We start from the raw sequence: 20,810 nt of genomic DNA on the forward strand, positions 1-20,810 counted from the left end.
TTGGCGTCCCCGGCGGGGAATAGCTGGGTCGAACGCCCGCTCTACGAAGCGCCATAACAATTCTTGCGCCGAAGCCGACAACCTCCGTTTCAGCCACGCTCCGGCATCACCAGTCCTGACGCAGGAAATTCGTGAGTGTTTCAGGCTGCTGGGTCGCGTCTACTTACGAGTGGATGTGGACCAGAAAAATCAGTATGAATCCTATGGGATACCAGGATTCGAAGGAATGTTAACGAGCGGGTGAACGAAATCTAGTGTGCCCAATCCCGCTTCGCGCGAAACTGCCGCGACAGGTATTCCATCTGGTCCGCCAGAATCCGCTCCTTGGCGAGGAAGTGCCACTCGGAGGGATTGGGCCGGAAGGGCACCGCCAGCAGGGGCATGTGCGCCTCCTCCGGCGTCTTGTTGTCCTTCTGCCAGTTACAGCGCTTGCAGGCCGCCACCACGTTCTCCCACTTGTCGCGCCCTCCACGGGAGGTGGGCATCACGTGATCGCGGGTGAGTTCCGAGCGGGGATATTGCTGGCCGCAGTAGAGACAGCGGTGATCGTCGCGGCGAAACAGCGTGCGATTGCACAGCGGCGGGGTAAAGTCGCGGACGATGCGGCCCTGGGTGGCGATGATCGGTTGCAGGTCGATGCGGGAGCGGCGACCGGAAATGCGCTGGATTCCACCGAAAACCGGGGGAAGGGAATCCCCGATGCCGTAGATGACATCGCCTTTCGCATAGGCAGATACCGCCTCGTGAATGGTGATCCAGCCACGTGGCTGGCCCGCCATATCCAGTCTCAGGATCAAAGGCCTCGGGCTCCCACTCGCAGGTTCCGCTGATACGCTACTGCAAATCGGGGACAACCACAATCGCGATTTGTTACAGCGTGTGCCCTTACATCAGCGGGTGATCGCGCAGCGGCTGCTTGTCACACAGTCCCGGGTGGCGGATTCCGTAACTGGCCTCAAAGGCGTCGGCGGTCAGCGGGCGGTCAAAGAAGTAACCCTGGATGAGGTCGCAGCCCAGCTCCTTCAGGCGTTCGACAATGGCTTCCGTTTCCACGCCTTCGGCCACCACCTTCATGGAAAAGTTGTGGGCGAGGTCGATAACCGCCTTGACGATAGCGTGGTGCTTGCCACATTCGAGCATATTGCGGACAAAACTGCTGTCGATCTTGATCTCGTCGACCGGCAGGTCGCGGAAGTAGGACAGCGAAGAGTAACCGGTGCCGAAATCGTCCAGCGAAACCTGCACGCCGATCATGCGCAGGCGCCCCAGCTGGTGCAGCATGGTTTCGGTATCGCCCACCATAATGCGTTCGGTGACCTCCAGTACCAGGCGTCGCGGGGTAACGTTGTGAATGTCCAGCGCGTCGGTGACAACGGCGATGATCTGGTCGTCGAGGAGTAGCTGGGGAGTGATGTTGACAGCAATGGTGAGATCTTCGGGCCAGCGCGCAAGCCGCGCTACAGCCGACTTTATCGCCCACCAGGTGAGCGGCCGGATAATTTCCCGGCCCTCGGCCAGCGGAATGAATTCGGCCGGTGGAATGAACGAGCCGTCTGCGGTACGCCAGCGCAGCAGCGCCTCGGCACCTGCCAGCGTGTGGTAAATCGTGTGCACCTTGGGCTGGTAGTAAAGCTGCAGTTCGTTGCGCGCCAATGCCGACTCGAGGGCTTCGAGCAATTTGCGCTCGTTGTCTGCGCGGCTCTCGGCAACCGGCGTGTAGACACAGAAGTTGCAGGCGCTGGCCCGGGCTTCACGCAGCGCCAGGTTCGCCTGGCGCAAGGCCTCGTCGCTGTCGCACTGCTCGTCCGTAGCACTGGTGAACCCGGCCCGGAAACCGAGTTGTAACATACGGCCGAACTGGTTGTGCGGCTGCCTGAACAGACTTTCGAGTTTGCTGGTGGCCAGGGACAATTCGCCGCGCGAACTGATCCCGCGCAGGATGACAAAAATCCGGTTGTCACCCAGCTCCCGCCACTGGTCGCGGGGCCGCAGCCAGGCCTGCAGGCGTTTACTGAAAACGCTCTGGAAGTCTCCCAGCGACATGCGGCCGTGGCGGTCGAGCAGGATATCGGCGTCGGCGAGCTCGATGACACCTACCATGTTCTGTCCTGCGGAGATCACAGGAAATACTCCTCGCTGTCCACGCCGAAACTGCCGGGAAGCAGTTCGCGCGTTATCCAGCGTTCCTGGTCGGGCGACTGGTTGGCCAGGTCGAGAATCTCAACCGCGTCGAGGCGCTCCCGTTCCCTGTCCAGAACCACGACGACCTCGGGTTTCAGTCGACGGGTCTGGTTCTGCCGGGTGACGATGCCCACTTCCCCGCTGTTCAGTTCCACCAGCGTGCCGGTGGGAAACAGGCCGATGGCCTGGATGAATTGTTCCACCAGGGCACCCTGGAACAGTACGTCCTTGGCGTCGATCAACTCCTGGACCGCGTCATGTGAAGTGCGTGCCGTCGCCCAGGGGCGCGGTTTGATCATGGCATCATAGGTGTCGACCAGGCCGGCTATGCGCGCCAGCAGGGGAATCGCTGCGCCTTCGACACCGCGCGGGTAACCGGAGCCGTCCAGCCGCTCGTGATGATTTTCGACGATTGCCAGTACCTCGAAGTTGATGCGACTGGATTCCGCCAGCAGCTCGCTACCCATGGCCGGGTGGGCCCGAACGATGCGTCGCTGGCTATCGTCCAGCGCTTCGGTGTGGTGCAGTAATTGTTGGGGCAATTGGGTCATGCCCACGTCGCTCAGGGCGCAGCCGAGCGCGAGGGTTTCCAGGTCATCTGCCGGCAAGCCGATCTGGCGACCGAGGATAGCGGCCCAGACCGCCATGGAGACGCCGTGTTCGAAACGGTAGTCGCCACTCTCCTTTAACCTGACCAACGCCGCGGTGGCTTCCTGGTTGCGGAATATGGTCTTGATCAGGGGGTTTATGGCCTCCTGTACAGACTGGATGTCAGACTCCCTGCCGGCACGCAGGGAATCGAAAACAGTATCGAGGGCGGCTGCGGCGTTCTCGAAACACACCTTGGCTGCCTGCATGTCGGCCTTGAGTTCCAGGCGTTCACGCGGTGGCCGGTGAGTCGGTTCGGTGCACAAGGACAGGTGTTGGCGAGTACCCAGGTAGTCCGCGTCAACGTAAACGTGGTCCACGTACCTGGATACGTAGAGAATTTCATTGCTGTCCCGCACTACGAATCCCTGCAGTGCAAATGGGGTTTCCAGCCAGGGCCTGTCCAGTTCGGCAATAAACATTCCAGGCTGCAGGCTCATGGCGGGAAGTTTGACCAGTCGCATCCCAGACTCCGAAAAATGGCGCAGCTTGGGGCAACATAGCGGTGAATCCCGATAGGGGTCGACAGAATCGGCGGGATTTTGTGACCGGGTTCCCCCTGCGCGGGCGCGAGATGTGACCGGGGTCACGATAGAGTCAGGCTCGCGCTACCCAGCTGGCTTCAGCCAGAAGTTTCCCTGCCTGGATTACCCGGCCGGTAAACTGTTCCCCGGCGACAACTGCACCGACCCCGGCGGGAGTACCAGTCATGACGATATCGCCGTCCTCGAGCGTGGTGAATTTCGCCAGCTCCTTCAGGATGATCTCCGGCGGGTACAGCATCAGGCTGACGTCGCCGCGCTGGCGCGGCCTGCCGTCGACGTCCAGTTCCAGCGCCAGTGCGACGGTGCTGTCGATGCGGGCGAAGTCGCTGAACAGGGCCGCGCCATCGAAGGCCTTGGCGCGCTCCCAGGGCAGGCCCTTCTCCTTGAGCCTGGCCTGCAGGTTGCGTTTGGTCAGGTCCAGGCCAAAGCCGGCGGCCGCCACCCTGCCGCCCTCGACCAGCAGGGCGATCTCGCCTTCGTAGTGCAGGCTCTCGCCGCCCAGGCTGGCGAAAAGCTGCGAGCCAATCGCCGAGTTCGGTTTGCCGAACACCACCATGCTCTCTGGGACCTCGTTGCCCAGTTCCTCGATATGTGCCGCGTAATTACGGCCCACGCAGACAATCTTGCTCGGGCGGTAGTCCAGGTTGTCCAGTCGTACACTGTGCATTGCGTGTTATTCCTGCATGCCGTGATACAGCAGGCGCACCAGCAGGCGGGCGCCGTCGTTGTCCTTGAGTTCCGCGTAGCGGGGGCCTTCGCGCTTGCCGATATCGCGAATATCCGCCATCAGTTCCGGGTGGAACTGGCAGGTAAAGGAGCGGCGGATGGTGTGGGTTTCCCAGTCCTTATAGTAAATGCAGGTGGTGCCGACCTCGGTCCAGTCGTCACCGGCGACGCAGGTCTGGGACAGGATCTCGATGGCGTAGGGCATGCTCAGCAGCCAGGCCAGCGGCGTTACCGCGATCCGGTAGCGAATGGGCACCAGTGTGTCGTGCAGCAGCTTGTAGCCCCAGCTGGCGAACAGCGCCGCCTCTTCATTCACCTCGTCGCCATGGAACATGGAAATCTTCAGGGTGCGCTCGCTGCGCAGCATGGTGTCGATGACACCTTCCAGGTCGTCCGCCACCAGCGCATGGGTGTCGTAGAGCACGGACGGGATGTGGTCCTTCAGGACGTTCTGTGAGCCGTAGGGCAGCAGCTGTCTTTCCCCCACCTCCACCTGCTCGTTGGGCGCTACCGCGAAACAGCGGTCCTGCCAGCCCGTGGCGATCACCTCCCCGTTCTTGATTACCTGCAGGTTTTCACCCATCTCGCGGATATCGCCGGCGACCCGTTTGAGATTCGCCAGGATCCGGCCATTGTCGTCCAGCGGCAGGTGCGTGGTCGCCTCGATCTCGGTTACGGCGCGCCGCAGCAGGCGAATATGGGACGAGGCCGCGAGCTGGTGCCCGAGGCAGATGAATATGCTCGGGCCACTGTCGGTGGAGCGCCGCAGCAGCAGTTCATCCACCAGTGAAAGGAGGTCATCGAGACCCGCGGCGGCGCCGGCGAAGCTGTCCGGATCGTAGGCGGACGGGTTGCCGCCCTGGACGATGGTCGCGATTCCCGCGCTCATGGTGTGCGCCATGCGCCGCGGATTGAACACGCCGCTCTGCCACAGGGGGTAGAGGATGGTGTCGGCGTCGGCGACCTGTTGCAGGATATAGGCGACATTCTTGGAGGCGCGCACGGCCTCACCCTGCAGGTTGATCCCCACGTTCTGCCAGGGCTCAACTACGTGCACACTCTGGCGATAGACCTCGGGCAGGCCCAGCAGCAGTTCCAGCTCGTCCTCGCCGTTGATAACCTTTTCCAGCGGCGAGGCCACACCCCAGTCGAACAGGCTGCCATCGAGCAGCATGTCCCTGCCAGGGTAGGGGGAGGGCGAGGTGCGGTCGTTGAGGTAATAGCCAAGCAGGGCGTGGATGCTCTCCGGTGTCGCCGGGTGGTGCCCGAGGATGCCGGGGGAGGTCCGCCAGGCGAGTGATTCCAGGGTGGGTTTACGTTTCTTCTGCTGCGCTGTCATATCTTTGCTGTCGTCTCCGTAGCGGAATCCAGCTTCCTGAATGATCGCCGAAACTTCCAGTATCCGGCTAAAACCGGGTGTGGTCCAGAATTCCGGGGGCGGCTCGGTTACTGCTCCCGATTGGGAGCGAATCCCGCCGAGCGCGAAACGGAACACGCCTGCTGGCACACGCCAAAAAGCGCACGTCCCTGTCGCCGCGCGGTTCCAGCAGGCAGGTTCCGTCTCACACTCCAGCTTTCGGGCAATTTTCAGGCCCGGTAAAGCCAGTCCCTTTTAGCTGGCAATTGCCCGCCTGCTCCGTTGATAGCGGTACACCGTCAGCCCTGCGCTGGCGCTGAGCACCAGTGCGCAACCCAGCAACTTGCGAGCGGTGAATGGCTCGTCGAGGAAGATCGCGCTGCTGGTCAGGGCGCCGGGCAGGTAGAGATAGTAGATCATGCCCGAGTGCAGCGCCGGCAGTTCGGTACTCGACTTTACCCACAGGCCGTGGGCGAACAGGGTGCAGACCACGCCGAGGGCGAGCAGCTGGTAGTAGTCCGTGGTGCTGAGTTTCCAGTCAGTGAGGTCCCACAGAGGCAGGAAGATAATCAGGGCAAAGAAGAACTGGCCCCAGGTGCGCTCCAGTGTGCCGATGCCCTGGGCGCGCTGGTGCAGCAGGGGCAGGGCGGCGTAAAACAGGGCGGAGACCAGGCCGATGGCGATACCCATGGAGACCTGGTTCTGCAGGGAAAGTCCCGGAGAGACGATCACGCAGCCGGCAAAGCACAGTGCGATGGCCAGCCACTCGATGGGCGCAACCCGTTCGCCGTTGAACAGCCAGGCGAGTATCAGGTACTGCACGCTGTAGGTGGTGATGGTGAGCGCAGCGATGGCGGCGGTGGCGAGTTTGATACTGAAGAAATAGAGCAGCCAGTGACAGCCGAATACGACGCCGATGATCGCCAGTTGCAGCCACTGGCGCCGGGACAGCTCGCGCAGTTTGCCGCGCATCAATACCATCGGGCTCAGGGCGACGATGGCGATGGCGAGGCGGAATATGCCGATGGTGTACTCGTTGGCGCTGGTGGACTTCACCAGCACGGGAACCGCCGACATCATGAATACGGACGCGATGCCGACCAGGATGAGCTGCTGCCTGTGCATGCCGGGCTCCATCAGCTCGCCTCTGTGGCGGCCAGTGCTGCCCGGATTTTCGCTGCGCTCGCCTCGACGTCGGCGCGCAGTTGCGCCTCGTCGAGGCTCAGGATGCGCGCGTCCTCCATCAATACCTGTCCGGCAACGATGGTGGTGACCACGTCGGTGCTGTCGAGCACGTAGACCAGGTGGGAAACGATGTCATAGCGGGGCTGGTGGCGGACCTTGCCGAGGTCGACCTGGATGAGGTCCGCCTGCATGCCGGGCTTGAGCTGGCCGACCTGGTTACCCAGGCCGATGGCTGCGGCGCCCAGACGGGTCGCCATGGCGAGAGCCTCGGGTGCCGGCAGGACGGTCGGGTCACCGGCGGCGACCTTGTGCAGCAGGGCGGCCATGCGGATTTCCTCCCACAGGTCGAGGTCGTTGTTGGAGGCGGCGCCGTCGGTACCCAGTCCCACGTTGATGCCCGCGGCCAGCATCGCCGGCACCGGTGAAATACCGGCGCCCAGTTTCATGTTCGAGGTGGGGTTGTGAATCGGGCCGACGCTGCCTTTGGCGACGAGGGCGATATCGTCGGCATCGAGTTGGACCATGTGGGCCGCGATCAGCGGCGTGTCGAGCATGCCGAGGCCCGCGACATGTTTCACCGGGGTGGTGTCGAAGTGTTCGCGTACGTAGTCGCTCTCCGCGGGCGCTTCCGCCAGGTGCATGGTGATCGGGGCGTGGGCCTTTTGCGCCGCAACCACGGTTGCCGCGAGATGCTCCGGGGACACCGTGTAGGGGGCGTGGGGGGCGAATGCCGGGGTAATCCGCGGGTCCCGGCCCTGCCAGCGGGCGACGAAATCCTGTGCCGCGGCGAAGGAATCGTCCCAGCCCTTGAAGCCCGGGCTGGGAAAGTCAATGTGCGGTGCCCCGATCACCGCGCGCAGGCCGCAGCGCTGCACGACCTCGGCGATCTGGTCGGGATAGAAATACATGTCGACAAAGGTGGTGGTACCACCGCGGATCATTTCCCAGCAGGCGAGGGTGCTGCCGGTGCGCACGAATTCCGGGGTGACGAAGCGCGCTTCCATCGGGAAGACATAGTCCTGCAGCCAGGTCATCAGGTCGAGGTCATCGACCATGCCGCGGAACAGGGTCATCGAGGTGTGGGTGTGGCCGTTGACCAGCCCCGGGAGAATGACTCGCCCGGCGCCGGGAATCGTGCGACTGGCCTGGTATTGGGCGTCGACCTGCTGTCGCGGCCCGGCGGCCACGATGGTGTTGCCGCGAATGGCCACTGCACCATCCTGTAGCACGTTCGCCCCTGGCTCCATGCTGAGAAGATAGTCACCGTATACAATCAGGTCCGCCGGCTCGCCGTGGGCGTGCGCACCAAGTGCAAGCACAAGCACCAAAGCGGTGATTTTGAGGTTTTTCAAGGGTTTTCTCCACGCCGTTGCGGTCGGCGACCAGCTTAGCACTCCACGCGATCAGAGGATCAATTCAGGTAATAATTGACGCTTTGGTCAAGGTTTTAAGAGATTGGCACGCCGCGTGCCTGTCCTTACATTTTTTCCGGGGCCAACACTGTCCCGGGATTCCACACTACCTACACCACACCAAAATCAGGGAGTACCCATGCAGCCAGTCACCCGCCTTCGTATCGCGATCGCCAGCGCCCTCGGCCTCAGCCTTGGCGCGACTCTGCCAGCGCATGCACAACTCGAGGAAGTCATCGTCACCGCCCAGAAGCGTGAGGAAAGTGCCCTGGAGGTACCGCTGTCCCTGGCCACCCTGTCCGGGGAGAACTTTACCTCCCTGTTCCAGGGCGGTGCCGACGTACGCGGCCTGTCCGCACATGTGCCGGGCCTCTATATCGAGTCGTCCAATGGCCGGGTTGCACCGCGATTCTACATCCGCGGGCTGGGTAATATCGACTTCGACCTTGCCGCCTCCCAACCGGTATCGGTGGTAATGGACGAAGTGGTGATGGAGAACGTGGTGCTGAAGAGCTTCCCGATCTTCGACATCGAGCAGGTGGAAGTCCTGCGCGGTCCGCAGGGTTCCCTGTTCGGCCGCAATACCACGGCAGGTATCGTCAAGTTCGATTCGGTCAAACCCTCGCAGGAGTTCGACGCGAGCTTCCGCGTCGATGCGGGCTTTGACGACCTCGGCACGCTGAATTTCGAGGGCGCGGTGGGCGGGGGGCTCACTGACACCCTGTCCGGTCGATTGGCGGTGATGACCCAGAACCGCGACGACTGGATCGACAACGACTTCACGGGGGAAGAGGATGCGCTGGGTGGTTTCGAGGAGTATGCCGGCAAAGCCTGGCTGCTGTGGGAGCCCAGTGACAATTTCAGTGCCCTGCTCGGTGCGCACTACCGGGATCTCGACGGCACCTCGGCGATTTTCCGCGCCAATATCTTCGATCCGGGCAGCAATGACCTGAACCAGAACTACGACCGGGAGACGGTGTATTTCGACGAGGGTGACAACAACCCGCAGGAATACGAGGGCAGCGGTTACAGCCTGAAACTGGATTACTCGCTGGAATCCATCGTGCTGACCTCTATCACCGCCTTCGAGGAAGCGGATGGACGCAGCCTGGGGGACATCGATGGCGGCTACGGCGCTTCCTACCTGCCCTACATGGGGCCGGGTTTTATTCCCTTTAATTCGCAGACCCAGGACTCCGCCGACGTCGAGCAGTTCACCCAGGAGTTCCGTGTCGCCAGTATCGGCGGCGAGAAATTCAACTGGCAGGTAGGCGCTTTCTACTTCGATTCCGATCTCGATGTGGAGACCAAGCCCTTCTTCGTACCGCCGACCACGGTCACCCACGAGAACACCTCGTGGGCGGTATTTGGCCAGGGCGACTACGCGTTGACCGACCTCTGGACCCTGACCGCCGGTGTGCGGTACACCGACGACGACAAGGATTTCACCGCCCCCGGTTACAAGGTGGGCGCCGATGACCAGCAGTGGAGTGGCGATGTCGCCCTCTCCTTTGCCCTCACCGATACCTCCCTGGTCTGGGGCAAGATCGGCACCGGATTCCGCGCACCGACCATCCAGGGTCGCGACGTCGCCTTCGGCGCAGCACCCTCGGTAGCGGATTCGGAGACCATTACCTCCTTTGAGCTGGGCTACAAGGCTCAGTACGGCGACAGCTTGCGGGTCAACTCCGCGCTGTTCTATTACGAAGTCGAGGACATGCAGTTCACCGCGGTGGGCGGCCTGGACAACAGCATCCAGCTGATCAACGCCGACCAGGGTACCGGTATGGGCGCGGAGATCGACGTCGAGTGGCAGCCGCTGGAAAACCTGATGCTGACCTTCGGCGCGGCCTACGCCGACACCGAGATCGAGGACAACACCCTGCGTGTCGGCGGTTGTGGCAGCGGCATGTGCACCATCACCAATCCGGTGGATGCGAACGGTTTCGTGCTGATCGACGGCAACCCCTTCCCCAACGCACCGGAAACCACTTTCAACTTCACCCTCAGCTACTCCTACCCGCTGACCAACGCGGATGAGCTGTTCTTCTACACCGACTGGGCCTACCAGGGCGACACCCAGATCTTCCTCTACGAGGCCAAGGAGTTCGTTACCGACGGCCAGTACGAGGGCGGTGTGCGCGCTGGCTACCGGCTGAAGGACGGCGGCTGGGAGGTTGCGCTGTTTGGACGTAACATTACCGACGAGGAAAATGTGCAGGGCGCCATCGACTTCAACAACCTGACCGGCTTCACCAACGAGCCGCGGGTGTTCGGGGTCTCGGTCGCCGCGCGTTACTGAGTATTGCCAGCAGTCGGAGTTGTTGCATGAAGCAGTTGTTAGTGGCGGTAGCGCTGTGGGGTTTCCTGTCGCCCGCGGTTTTCGCGGCGGAAACCCCGCTGCCGGTGAAGGTGGTGGTCGTGACCATGTTCGAAACCGGGGAGGATACGGGCGACAAGGCGGGCGAGTTCCAGCGCTGGAAGGAACGCCAGAAGCTGGATACCGTTTACCCGGCCCCCTTCATGCACCACGACATCATGGCCAACACCGAGACCGGCGTGATCGGTATCGTCACCGGGATGGGTACCGCCAATTCCGCCGCCAGTGTCATGGCGCTGGGTCTCGATCCGCGTTTCGACCTGCGCCACGCCTACTGGCTGGTGGCGGGCATTTCCGGTTTCGACCCCAACGATGCCTCGCTCGGCTCAGTGGCCTGGGCGCGTTTTCTGGTGGATGGCGATCTTGCCCATGAGATCGATACCCGGGAGAAGCCGGCCGACTGGCCCGATGGCTATTTCCCCCTGTTCAGCCAGGGTCCCGACGACCAGGAGCGCCTGTCCTACAGCCTGGGCGAAGTGTTCGAGCTCAACGGCGCCCTCCTCGAATGGGCCTTCCAGCTCACCGAGGATACGCCCCTGCAGGACGACCCTTCGCTGGCGGCGACCCGCAAGCTCTATGTCGATTACCCGGTGGCCCAGCGCAAACCCTTTGTCCTGGTGGGCGACCAGCTTGCCGCGATGACCTTCTGGCACGGCAAACTGCTTAATGACTGGGCCAATCGCTGGGTCGACTACTGGACCCGCGGCGAGGGCGAATTCGTCAGCTCGGCGATGGAGGACACCGGTACCCTGCAGTCACTGAGCTACCTCGATGCAGCCGGCAAGGTCGACAAAAGCCGGGTACTGGTGCTGCGCACCGCTTCCAACTTCACCATGCCGCCGCCCGGCATTTCCGCCGCGGACTACCTGCGCCAGGAACAACACGACAGCTACGCTGGTCTCGATGCCTCACTGGAAAATGCCTACCGGGTAGGCAGCAAAGTAGTGGACACCCTGGTGGAGGGCTGGGATCGGTATCGCGATACAGCGCCGGCAGCAAAATAGGTTTGCCCTGCCGGGCGCGGTTGAGCAGTTGCCCGGCCTTTTCCTTTCACACCCGCGCGCCTCAGGCAGCGTGTTCGGCAGTTTCCCGGGCCAACAGGTCCCGCAACTCCGGGACGCAGGAGCCGCACTGGGTACCACAGCGCAATTCCTTGCCCAGCGCCTCCAGCGATTGCGCGCCCGCGGCGATGGCTCTGCAGATCTGGGCCTCCCCCACTTCCCAGCAGCTGCAGACCAGGCGTCCCGTTGATTCGGCGTCGGGGCTGAATCCCGCGAGGTAGTTGTGTACTTCCCCGCCGGCCAGTTGCTCGCCGCCCAGGGCGGACATCCAGCTGCGTTCTGGCAGGCACTCGCGCTGGCCGTGTAGAAACAGGGCGTACTCGATACGGCCGTCCCGGTGGCCCAGTTCGCGATAATCGCCGCGTGCGGCATCCTCATAGGTCGCGATGTCCACCGTGGCGGCACTGAGTTGCGGCTGCAGGGCCGCGTAGATCGCCGCGGGGCTGGCGCCGTCGGCAAGCAGGGTGAGGTAGCCACCGGCTACCGCGATGCGCGACCAGTAACCCAGGTCCCCTGGATGGTACTGACGGCGGGAAAACAGCAAGCCCCAGCTGGCGGCGTTGACCGGCAGCATCCGCGCCCCCGCAAACTTCGACTGCGGCTGGCCGGAGTGCGGATCGGTCACCGCGGGTATCAGCCCGCTGGCGCGGGCCTCGCCGGCGAACTGTCCGCTCCAGTGAATGGGGACGAAACTCTGCCCGGGGGCGATGCCCGGATCCAGCGTGGCAATGCCGATCACCCGGCCCTGCTCGTTTTCCAGTTGCACCAGGTCGCCGTCGGCAAACCCCGCATTGGCTGCATCTTCCGGGTTGACCGCGATACTGAAAAAATCCCGGTGCTGGGACAGGCGCGGAACCCGGCCGGTACGGGTCATGGTGTGCCACTGGTCGCGCAGGCGACCGGTATTCACCAGCAGGCCTTCGGCGACCGGCAACTCTGGTGTCACCGCGACCAGGCGGGCGCGACCGGAGGGGGTGGAAAAACGGCCGTCGGCGAACGGCTCAGGCCGGCCGCCCCCCGCGGGCAGGGGCCAGCGCAGGGGCGCCATGTCGGCGTAGTCGGTGTCGCTGATCCCGGCCAGTGCGCTGATATCGAAGGCGCGCTCGCCCCGGTTCTCGAACCCGGACAGGGCCGCGTGCTCGCGGAAGATATCCGCGGCATTGCGGTAGGCAAATTCGGCTTCGAAGCCCAGCCGCTGCGCGACCTCGGTGACCATCCACCAGTCCGGCTTCGCCTCGCCGAGGGGCTCGACCAGTTGCCGCTGCCGGGACATGACCCGCTCCGAGTTGGTCACGGTACCTTCCTTTTCGCCCCAGGGCGCGGCCGGCAGCAACAGGTCGGCGAATTCCGCGGTATCGGTTTGCGCCGTGCAGTCGGAGACCACGACAAAATCGCAGCGCTGCAGGGCGCGGCGCACCATGGCGCTGTCCGGCAGGCTGACCGCGGGGTTGGTGGCCATGATCCAGAGGAATTTGATCTCGCCGCGCTCTGCCGCCTCGAACAGTTCCACCGCCTTGAGCCCGGGTGCGCCCGCCATGTCGGTCGCGCCCCAGAAGCGCTGGACCCGGTCCACGTCCTGCGGGGCGAAATCCATGTGCGCGGCAAGCTGGTTGGCGAGCCCACCCACTTCGCGCCCGCCCATGGCGTTGGGTTGTCCGGTAATCGAGAAAGGCCCGGCACCGGGCTTGCCGATACGGCCGGTGGCAAGGTGACAGTTAATAATCGCGTTGCACTTGTCGGTGCCGGTAGCGGACTGCTTCACACCCTGGGAAAACATCGTCACGCTGCGTTCGTACTGTGTGAACCAGCGATAGAACTGCTCGATGTCGGCGGGTCGCAGGCCGGTTGCCGCGGCGACCTCACCTATTCCGATCCTGGCGCAGGCTGCGAGGGCTTCGCTGAAGCCTTCTGTATGCTGTTCAATGTAGGCTTGGTCGAGTGCACCTTTGTCCGCCAGGTATTGCAGCAGGCCGCCGAACAGGAATGCGTCGGAGCCGGGCCGCAATTGCAGGTGCAGGTCGGCGCCGTCGCAACTTGCGGTGCGCCGGGGGTCGATGACCACAATGCGCTTGTGCCTGCCCGCCTTGCGCGCCGCTTCCACCCGCTGGTACACCACCGGATGGGTCCAGGCGGCGTTGGAGCCGACCATCACCAGCAGCTCGCATTCCTCAACGTCGTTGTAGCTGCAGGGTACAACGTCCTCGCCAAAGGCCCGTTTGTGCGCGGCGACGGCGGAGGACATGCACAGGCGGGAATTGGTGTCGACATTGGCGCTGCCGAGAAATCCCTTCATCAGCTTGTTGGCAACGTAGTAATCCTCCGTCAGCAACTGGCCGGAAAGGTAAAACGCCACGGCGCCCGGCCCGTGGGTATCGCGGGTGTCGCGCAGGCGCTGGGTGAGGGTCGCCAGCGCGCTGTCCCAGTCGAGACGTTGGCCGTTCAGTTCCGGGTACAGGAGGCGGCCTTCCTCACCGAGGGTTTCCGCCAGCGCGGTGCCCTTGACGCACAGGCGGCCGTAATTGGCCGGGTGCTCTTTGTCCCCGACGACGCGGATCACCTGGGTCTCGCCAAGCTCGGCGCTGACACCGCAGCCGACGCCGCAGTACGGGCAAGTGGTATTGCAGGTTCGTTGCATCGGAGGTGTTTCGCTCTTCGTAACGCGGCCGGTTTCAGGCCGCTGCCGCTGCAGCATGGCTTTCGCCGACCTCGCGGCCGAACGCCAGTGCTGAGCGCAGGTTGCTGATGTCCTGGCCGCTGGCAATCAGTTCCGCGTACCAGGTGCCGCCGCGCTTGTCGCCGACCAGTACGGCACCGACCAGGCGATCGTCGCGGATGATCAGGCGGCGGTAGATGTCGCCGCTGCGCAACAGGAGTTGTTCCGCAGCATCGTCCAGTTCGCCGGCGCGAAAAATTTCCACGCCCGATATTTTTAACTGGGTCGGGTAATCCTCGATCCGGAATGGTGGATGGGGTTTACCCGACAGCTCCGCCGCAAGTACCGAGGCCTGCAGCCTGATCGGTGCGACCAGCCCGAAGGTGGCGTCGCCGAACTGGGAACATTCACCCAGGGCGTAAACGCCGGGGGCCGCACTTTGCAGGCGCTCGTCGACGAGTATACCGCGCTGCGTCGGGATACCCGCCTCCCGGGCGAGGCTGGCGTTGGGGGTAATGCCGGTGGCAAACAGCAACAGTTCGCAGGGCAGTTCTTCACCGTCATCGAGAGTGATGCCCGCGATCTCCTGGTCTGCTGTTGTCACCAGGCTGGCCACCTGCCGCCCCAGCCGGAAGTCGATGCCCCGGGACACCAGGTCGCGCTGCAGCTGGCGCCCGCCTTCGCTGTCGAGCTGGCGGTTCATCAGCGTGGTATTGCGATGCACGACGCAGGTGCTGAAGCCGAGGGCGTTGAGGCCGTGAGCCGCTTCCAGCCCCAGCAGCCCGCCGCCGACCACGACGGCACGGCCACCGGAGCCGGCGGCCAGATGGCGCAGCTTGCGAGTGTCGGCCACGGTGCGAAAGGCGTGTACACCCTGGATGCCACGGCAATCCACCTGGGGGCGGGCGACACTGGCGCCGGTGGCGAGGACCAGCCGGTCGTAGCTGTGGCGCTGGCCCGCACTGTCGACGACACACTTGTCCGCGGTATCGACCGACATGATACGGGTGCCGGTGAGAAAGCGCAGCCAGGGCGGATTGCCTTCGTCACCGCGCACTCCTCCGAGCATATCGAGGTCTTCCTCGGTGTTTTCACCCGCGAGCACATTGGATAGCAATACGCGGTTGTAACAGGCTTCGGCCTCGTCACCAATCACGGTAACGGCGTAAGGGTGCCGGGTTTTGCCCAGTTCCTGCAGCAGGTAGGCACTTGCCATACCCGCGCCGACGATCAGCAGTCGCTCGTGCATGGTCCGATCAGGCCGCCTCGGTGTCGGCCTTTTTGCCGGCGCCGGTAACGGGTGCTTCCCGCAGTGGCTTGGCGTTGAGCTGGGTTGCCGGATTGGTGTGCTTGGCGTAAAGGAATTCGAGCACCTGTTGCCGCAGGTGGACGAAGTCCGGGTCTTCTGCCAGTTCCAGTCGGTCCCGGGGGCGCGGCAGTTTCACTTCGAGAATCTCGCCAATGGTGGCAGCGGGGCCGTTGGTCATCATCACGATACGGTCGGAGAGCAGCACGGCTTCGTCCACGTCGTGGGTGATCATGATCACCGTATTGCCGAGGGTCGCCTGGATCTCCATAACCGAGTCCTGCAGCTGCGCCCGGGTCAGCGCGTCGAGCGCACCGAAGGGCTCGTCCATCAGCAGGACCTTGGGTTGCATGGCGAGGCAGCGGGCGATACCCACCCGCTGTTTCATGCCGCCGGAAATCTCGCTGGGCAGTTTGTTCAGGGCGTGGTCCATGTTGACCAGGCGCAGGTTGTGTTCGATCCACTCCCGCCGCTCGGCGCGGGTCTTGGTCTTGCGGAACACCTGGTTGACCGCGAGTTCCACGTTTTCGTAAACGGTGAGCCAGGGCATCAGCGAGTGGTTCTGGAACACCACCGCCCGGTCCGGACCGGGTTCGGTGACTTCCCTCCCCTCCAGGGCGACGCCGCCCTCGGTGGCGCGCAGCAGTCCGGCGACGATGTTCAATACGGTGGACTTGCCACAGCCGGAGTGGCCGATCAGGGACACGAATTCACCCTTGGCCATCTTCAGGTTGACGTTCTGCAGGGCGCGGAATTTTTTTCCGTTGGTATCGAACTCGATACCGACGCCGGTGATGTCGAGATATTTCTCTGTGCTAATCATTCTGAAGCTCCTCGCTACTAGCGCAGTACTGCGCTCTTGTCCCAGGTCACCCGCTTCTGCAGGGTCAGCATCATCTTGTCGAGCATGAAGCCGATCAGGCCGATCACCAGCACCGCCACCATGATGCGGCCCAGTGAGTCGGAACTGCCGTTCTGGAATTCATCCCAGACGAACTTGCCGAGGCCGGGGTTCTGCGCCAGCATCTCCGCCGCGATCAGGACCATCCAGCCGGTGGCCAGCGACAGGCGCAGGCCGGTGAATATCATCGGGATCGCCGCGGGAATGACGATCTTGCGGATATGCGTGCGCCAGGGCAGGGCCATGACCCGGCTGACGTTGACCAGGTCGCGGTCGATGCTGGCGACGCCCACGGTGGTGTTGATCAGCGTCGGCCAGAGGCAGCACAGGGCCACGGTGATCGCCGAATTGAGAAAGGATTTTTCCAGCAGCGGATCGTCGGCGGTGTAGGTGGCACTTACCACCATGGTGACCAGCGGCAGCCAGGCCAGCGGCGACACCGGTTTGAAAATCTGGATGATCGGGTTCATCGCCTTGTACATGCCGGCGCTGAGACCGCAGACGATACCCAGGGGAATAGCGACCAGGTTGGCGATCAGGAAGCCCACGGCGACGGTCAACAGGCTGGTACCGATCTGGTCGACGAAGGTCGGTTTGCCGGTGTAATCCCGCCACTTCACGGCGGCGTCGGGGTCTTTCTCGAGTTTTTTCGCGTTGCGCTCTTCCTGGCGCTGGTAAAACTCGTCCTCCTTCTGGCGTTCGCGCGAATGTTCCCCGGCGAGGTTCTGTACCTGCTCCCAGACCTGTGCCGGCCCCGGGAACTGGCCGAGGGAGGTTTCGATCCGGTCTGCTGAAAACTGCCACAGCAGCAGGAAACACACGATACCGATCGCGGGCAGCAGCATGCCTTCCAGGAAGGGCTTGGAGGTGACGCCGGCGACCATCTGCCGGAATCGGTCGTCGGGTCGCAGTGCTATTACATTGTCGGTCATGGTGTTGTCCTGCGTTGCGTCGTTGGCGCCGCTCCGCGACGGAGCGGCGCGATTTGCGGTTTAAAGGGTCTCGTCGCCTTTCAGGCCGATCGGGAACTGCTCCAGATAGGCGTTGGGCTGGGTGCCGTCGAAGACCTTGCCGTCGATGAACTCGGCTTGCGGTTCGCGGTAGCCGTCCTCGGTGGCGAAGTCGGGGAAGTCCTCGGCGGTCATTTCGCCCTCCTCGATCAGTTCTTTCGCCGCCAGCGCATAGATGTCGGGGCGGTAAACGCTTTTCGCCACTTCCGCGTACCAGTCATCGGACTTGGCTTCGCCGATCTGGCCCCAGCGACGCATTTGCGAGAGGTACCACACGGCGTCCGAGTAGTAGGGGTAGGTGGCGTAGTAGCGGAAGAACACGTTGAAGTCCGGTACGGAGCGCTTGTCGCCTTTCTCGTACTCGAAGGTGCCGGTCATGGAGTTGGCGATCACCTCGTAGTCGGCGCCCACGTATTCCGGGCGGGAGAGGATTTTCACCGCTTCCGGCCGATTGGCGTTGTCGTTCTCATCCAGCCATTTCGCGGCGCGCAGCAGTGCCTTGACCACACGGACTGTGGTGTTCGGGTATTTGTCGGTGAATTCCTTGGTCATGCCGAAGACTTTTTCCGGGTTGTTTTTCCAGATTTCATAGTCGGTAATGACCGGAACGCCGATACCCTTGAATACCGCCTGCTGGTTCCAGGGCTCGCCGACGCAGTAGCCGTAGATGGTGCCGGCTTCCAGGGTCGCCGGCATCTGTGGCGGCGGGGTGACGGAGAGCAGGGCGTCGGCGTTGATCTGGCCGGAGATGTCGCCCTTGGCCGGCGCGTAGTAACCGGGGTGGATGCCGCCGGCGGCGAGCCAGTAGCGCAGTTCATAGTTGTGGGTGGAGACCGGGAAAACCATGCCCATGTTGAAGGGCTTGCCTTCGGCCTTGTACTTTTCCACCACGGGTTTCAGGTAGTCGGCCTTGATCGGGTGGACCGGCTTGCCGTTTTCCATCGGCACGTTTTTCTTCATCTCTTCCCAGATGGCGTTGGAGACGGTAATGCCGTTGCCGTTCAGGTCCATGGAGAAGGGGGTGACGATGTGCGCCTTGGTGCCGAAGCCGATGGTCGCGGCGAGCGGCTGGCCGGCGAGCATGTGGGCGCCGTCGAGTTGGCCGTCGATGACACCGTCGAGCAGGACTTTCCAGTTGGCCTGGGCTTCCAGGGTGACGTAGAGGCCTTCGTCCTCGAAGTAGTGATTTTCGTAGGCGACCGCCAGCGGTGCCATGTCGGTGAGCTTGATAAAGCCGAACTTCAGTTCGTCTTTTTCCGGCTCGCCGATTTCGGCTGTCGCGGCGAGCGGGAGACTGGCTGCCAGCAGTGAGCCGAGGGCGACGACGCCCAGGCGCCGGCGGGTGAGGGACAAAATACCTTTGCGAATCATTGGAAACCCCTTGAGTTCTGTGTGTGAGTTCAACGAACGCTCCCCTCTGTTACTGGCCAGGGCCAGGTGAGGGAGAGCGGCGTTGCTCGAAAGGGGAGGTTCGCGATGTTGTCTGGTATACCGGCAAGTGTGCTACAAGAGTCGCGCCAACTCTTTAAATAGCGATTAAATACAGTAAGTTAGGTATTTCAGGTGGGTTGGGAAGCGGGCCGGAGGGGCAGCTGCCGCACCATGATAGGCCGCGGCGCTGGTTCGGGTGATTCGTTTCAGGGCGTGAGCATGAGGTCCGGGCCGAGTTCGATACCCGGCTCGATTTCCCAGGCTTCGGCGTGGCGGTTGAGGGGCTTGTAGTCCTGGTTGGGCGAGGCGATGTCGAGATGGCGAGCCGCTTCCCGGTACAGGTCGGTGCGCATGGTGCGCTGGACCAGGGATTTGATCTCGTCGTCGCTGAAATGCTTGCCCAGGGATTCGCCGATGTGCTGCGCCATGTGAATGCCGTCGGAGCGCCAGGGGAAGCCGGCCTGGAAGCGCCCGAAGACGTGGAAGTGTGGCATGTCCTGTGGCGTCCCGCCCTTGCTGAAGGCGAACTGGCCGGTAATCGAGGGGCGCAATACTTCCTCGGGCAGGTCGAGGTAGGCCGGGTCGGCGAGCACGGAAACGGTCTGTTCGCGATTGAAGGGGTGGGAGAGCCAGGTACAGGCCTCCATCAGCGCGAGGCGCAGGCGGAGGTGGCTCGCCGGGTGGTTCTGGTGCCAGCTCTCGGTGACGCCGAGCACTTTTTCCACGCTGTTGTTCCAGATTTCGTAGCCGGTGGCCTGCACCACGCCTATGCCGTACTGCACCGCCATGGTGTTCCAGGGTTCGCCGACACAAAAGCCATCTATGATGCCGCGGGCGAGGCTGTCCACCATCTGTTGTGGCGGCAGGATGATAATGCGTACATCGCGGTCCGGGTCGATGCCGCCGGCGCGCAGCCACTGGCGCAACTGCAGGGTATGGCAGGAGAAGGTGTGGGCCGAGGCCAGGGTGATCTGGTTGCCGGTCTGGCGCAGGTACTGGGCGAGTGCGGCAGCCGTCGCCCTGGCGCCGTTCAGCGGATTGCCGCCGAGTTCTGCCAGCGGTCCGGCCAGGGCCTGGCTGACGGTGATGGCGTTGCCGTTGAGGCTGAGCGAAAGGCCGGTGATGACGTCGGCGCGAATACCGCCGACCCCCAGGGTCGTGGCGATGGGCAGGGGCGCGAGCATCTGTGCCGCATCGAGTACCCCGGCGACCAGCTTGTCGCGCAGGTTGGCCCAGGAGACTTCCTCGTGCAGCTGGATATCCAGCCCGTACTTCTCGTAGTAGCCCAGCTCCTGCGCCATGATCAGGGGAGCACTGTCGGTGAGCCGCAGGAAGCCCAGTTCGAGCTCGCGCTTTTCAGCTGGCGGCAGACGTTTCACGTCGCTCATCAGTGTTTTCCTTTTAATTTGTTGCGCTCGAGGATGGAGATCACCTCGCGGGCGGTTTCGCCCAGGGTGCGGTTCTTGTCCATCGCCAGTTTGCGCAGGGTGGCGAAGGCTTCTTCCTCCTCCACCTTGTGTATCGACATCAACAGGCCCTTGGCCTTTTCCACCAGCTTGCGCTCGTCGAGCTGGCGGCGGGTTTCATCCAGCTGCTCGCGCAGGCTGTTGAACGCGGAGAATTGCGCCACGGCGATATCGATGGCGGCGCGCACCCGCGCAGGGTTGATGTCTTCGGCCTGGTAGGCGGTAACGCCGGCGCGAATGGCATCACTGATAAAACTCTGGTCGCCGGCCTCGGAAAACATCACCACGGGTCGCGGGTTGTGGGAGGAGGCGATGGTCAGGCTCTCCAGTACGTCGCGATCCGGAGAGTCGAGGGCGATGATGACCACATCGGGTTCCTGCTGCGCCATCTGGTAGAGCAGGCCGGAGGCTGTGGGAATCACCGAGAGCACCTCAAAGCCGACGTCCCGGAGTTTGTTCTCTACCGCGCTGGCGCGACTGCGATCGTCATCGACGAGGATGACGCGTAAAACTTTGCTACTGCTGGGCGTATTTGGCACGGTACGGTC

General features: G+C 63.1%; 16 protein-coding genes. 2 read left to right on the top strand and 14 right to left on the bottom strand.

Annotated elements, in window-relative coordinates:
• Positions 1-251: 251 nt before the first annotated feature.
• The 7 genes from ACNKU3_RS14805 to ACNKU3_RS14835 all read right to left on the bottom strand — a co-directional run bounded on the left by ACNKU3_RS14805 (position 252) and on the right by ACNKU3_RS14835 (position 7,994).
• Positions 252-779, bottom strand: coding sequence for an HNH endonuclease (locus tag ACNKU3_RS14805; protein WP_418260547.1), 528 nt, complete (start codon positions 777-779; stop codon positions 252-254).
• Between the two features lie 106 nt (positions 780-885).
• Entirely contained in the window at positions 886-2,121 is a 1,236-nt protein-coding gene (locus ACNKU3_RS14810) for a putative bifunctional diguanylate cyclase/phosphodiesterase (RefSeq protein WP_418260281.1), read from the bottom strand.
• Positions 2,118-3,293: an HD-GYP domain-containing protein gene (locus ACNKU3_RS14815; protein WP_418260282.1), complete on the bottom strand. Its 1,176-nt coding sequence runs from the start codon at positions 3,291-3,293 to the stop codon at positions 2,118-2,120. Before ACNKU3_RS14815 ends, ACNKU3_RS14810 begins: the two co-directional genes overlap by 4 nt.
• Positions 3,294-3,426: 133 nt before the next feature.
• Positions 3,427-4,041 (bottom strand): fumarylacetoacetate hydrolase family protein, encoded by a 615-nt coding sequence (locus ACNKU3_RS14820; RefSeq protein WP_418260283.1) that lies wholly within the window; start codon positions 4,039-4,041, stop codon positions 3,427-3,429.
• A gap of 6 nt (positions 4,042-4,047) precedes the next feature.
• A complete protein-coding gene (locus tag ACNKU3_RS14825) occupies positions 4,048-5,439 on the bottom strand; it encodes a hypothetical protein (protein ID WP_418260284.1) in 1,392 nt (463 codons plus the stop codon).
• Between the two features lie 273 nt (positions 5,440-5,712).
• Positions 5,713-6,582 (bottom strand): DMT family transporter, encoded by an 870-nt coding sequence (locus ACNKU3_RS14830; RefSeq protein ID WP_418260285.1) that lies wholly within the window; start codon positions 6,580-6,582, stop codon positions 5,713-5,715.
• A gap of 11 nt (positions 6,583-6,593) precedes the next feature.
• Positions 6,594-7,994: an amidohydrolase family protein gene (locus tag ACNKU3_RS14835; protein ID WP_418260286.1), complete on the bottom strand. Its 1,401-nt coding sequence runs from the start codon at positions 7,992-7,994 to the stop codon at positions 6,594-6,596.
• A gap of 199 nt (positions 7,995-8,193) precedes the next feature.
• Here ACNKU3_RS14835 and ACNKU3_RS14840 point away from each other — a divergent pair, with 199 nt between their 5' ends.
• Positions 8,194-10,356 (top strand): TonB-dependent receptor, encoded by a 2,163-nt coding sequence (locus tag ACNKU3_RS14840; protein WP_418260288.1) that lies wholly within the window; start codon positions 8,194-8,196, stop codon positions 10,354-10,356.
• 26 nt (positions 10,357-10,382) lie between these two features.
• Positions 10,383-11,438, top strand: coding sequence for a purine nucleoside permease (locus ACNKU3_RS14845; protein WP_418260289.1), 1,056 nt, complete (start codon positions 10,383-10,385; stop codon positions 11,436-11,438).
• A gap of 61 nt (positions 11,439-11,499) precedes the next feature.
• Here the strand turns inward: ACNKU3_RS14845 and ACNKU3_RS14850 are convergent, their stop codons facing one another.
• The 7 genes from ACNKU3_RS14850 to ACNKU3_RS14880 form a co-directional block, all read right to left on the bottom strand.
• Positions 11,500-14,130, bottom strand: coding sequence for a molybdopterin-dependent oxidoreductase (locus ACNKU3_RS14850; RefSeq protein WP_418260290.1), 2,631 nt, complete (start codon positions 14,128-14,130; stop codon positions 11,500-11,502).
• 34 nt (positions 14,131-14,164) lie between these two features.
• Positions 14,165-15,397: an NAD(P)/FAD-dependent oxidoreductase gene (locus tag ACNKU3_RS14855; RefSeq protein WP_418260291.1), complete on the bottom strand. Its 1,233-nt coding sequence runs from the start codon at positions 15,395-15,397 to the stop codon at positions 14,165-14,167.
• A gap of 7 nt (positions 15,398-15,404) precedes the next feature.
• Positions 15,405-16,277 carry an ABC transporter ATP-binding protein gene (locus tag ACNKU3_RS14860; protein ID WP_418260292.1) on the bottom strand — a complete coding sequence of 291 codons (873 nt, stop codon included), beginning with the start codon at positions 16,275-16,277 and terminating at the stop codon, positions 15,405-15,407.
• Positions 16,278-16,294: 17 nt separating this feature from the next.
• Complete coding sequence (locus tag ACNKU3_RS14865) at positions 16,295-17,239, bottom strand: ABC transporter permease (protein ID WP_418260549.1); 945 nt, start codon at positions 17,237-17,239, stop codon at positions 16,295-16,297.
• 108 nt (positions 17,240-17,347) lie between these two features.
• Positions 17,348-18,736, bottom strand: coding sequence for a CmpA/NrtA family ABC transporter substrate-binding protein (locus ACNKU3_RS14870; protein ID WP_418260293.1), 1,389 nt, complete (start codon positions 18,734-18,736; stop codon positions 17,348-17,350).
• Between the two features lie 266 nt (positions 18,737-19,002).
• Positions 19,003-20,184, bottom strand: coding sequence for a CmpA/NrtA family ABC transporter substrate-binding protein (locus tag ACNKU3_RS14875; RefSeq protein ID WP_418260294.1), 1,182 nt, complete (start codon positions 20,182-20,184; stop codon positions 19,003-19,005).
• On the bottom strand, positions 20,184-20,801 hold the full coding sequence (locus tag ACNKU3_RS14880) for an ANTAR domain-containing response regulator (protein ID WP_418260295.1): 618 nt from the start codon (positions 20,799-20,801) through the stop codon (positions 20,184-20,186). The genes ACNKU3_RS14875 and ACNKU3_RS14880 overlap by 1 nt, the downstream gene beginning before the upstream one ends.
• Positions 20,802-20,810 lie beyond the last annotated feature (9 nt).

It is taken from the genome of Haliea sp. E17 (genome assembly GCF_048323675.1).
Classification (GTDB): domain Bacteria; phylum Pseudomonadota; class Gammaproteobacteria; order Pseudomonadales; family Halieaceae; genus Mangrovimicrobium.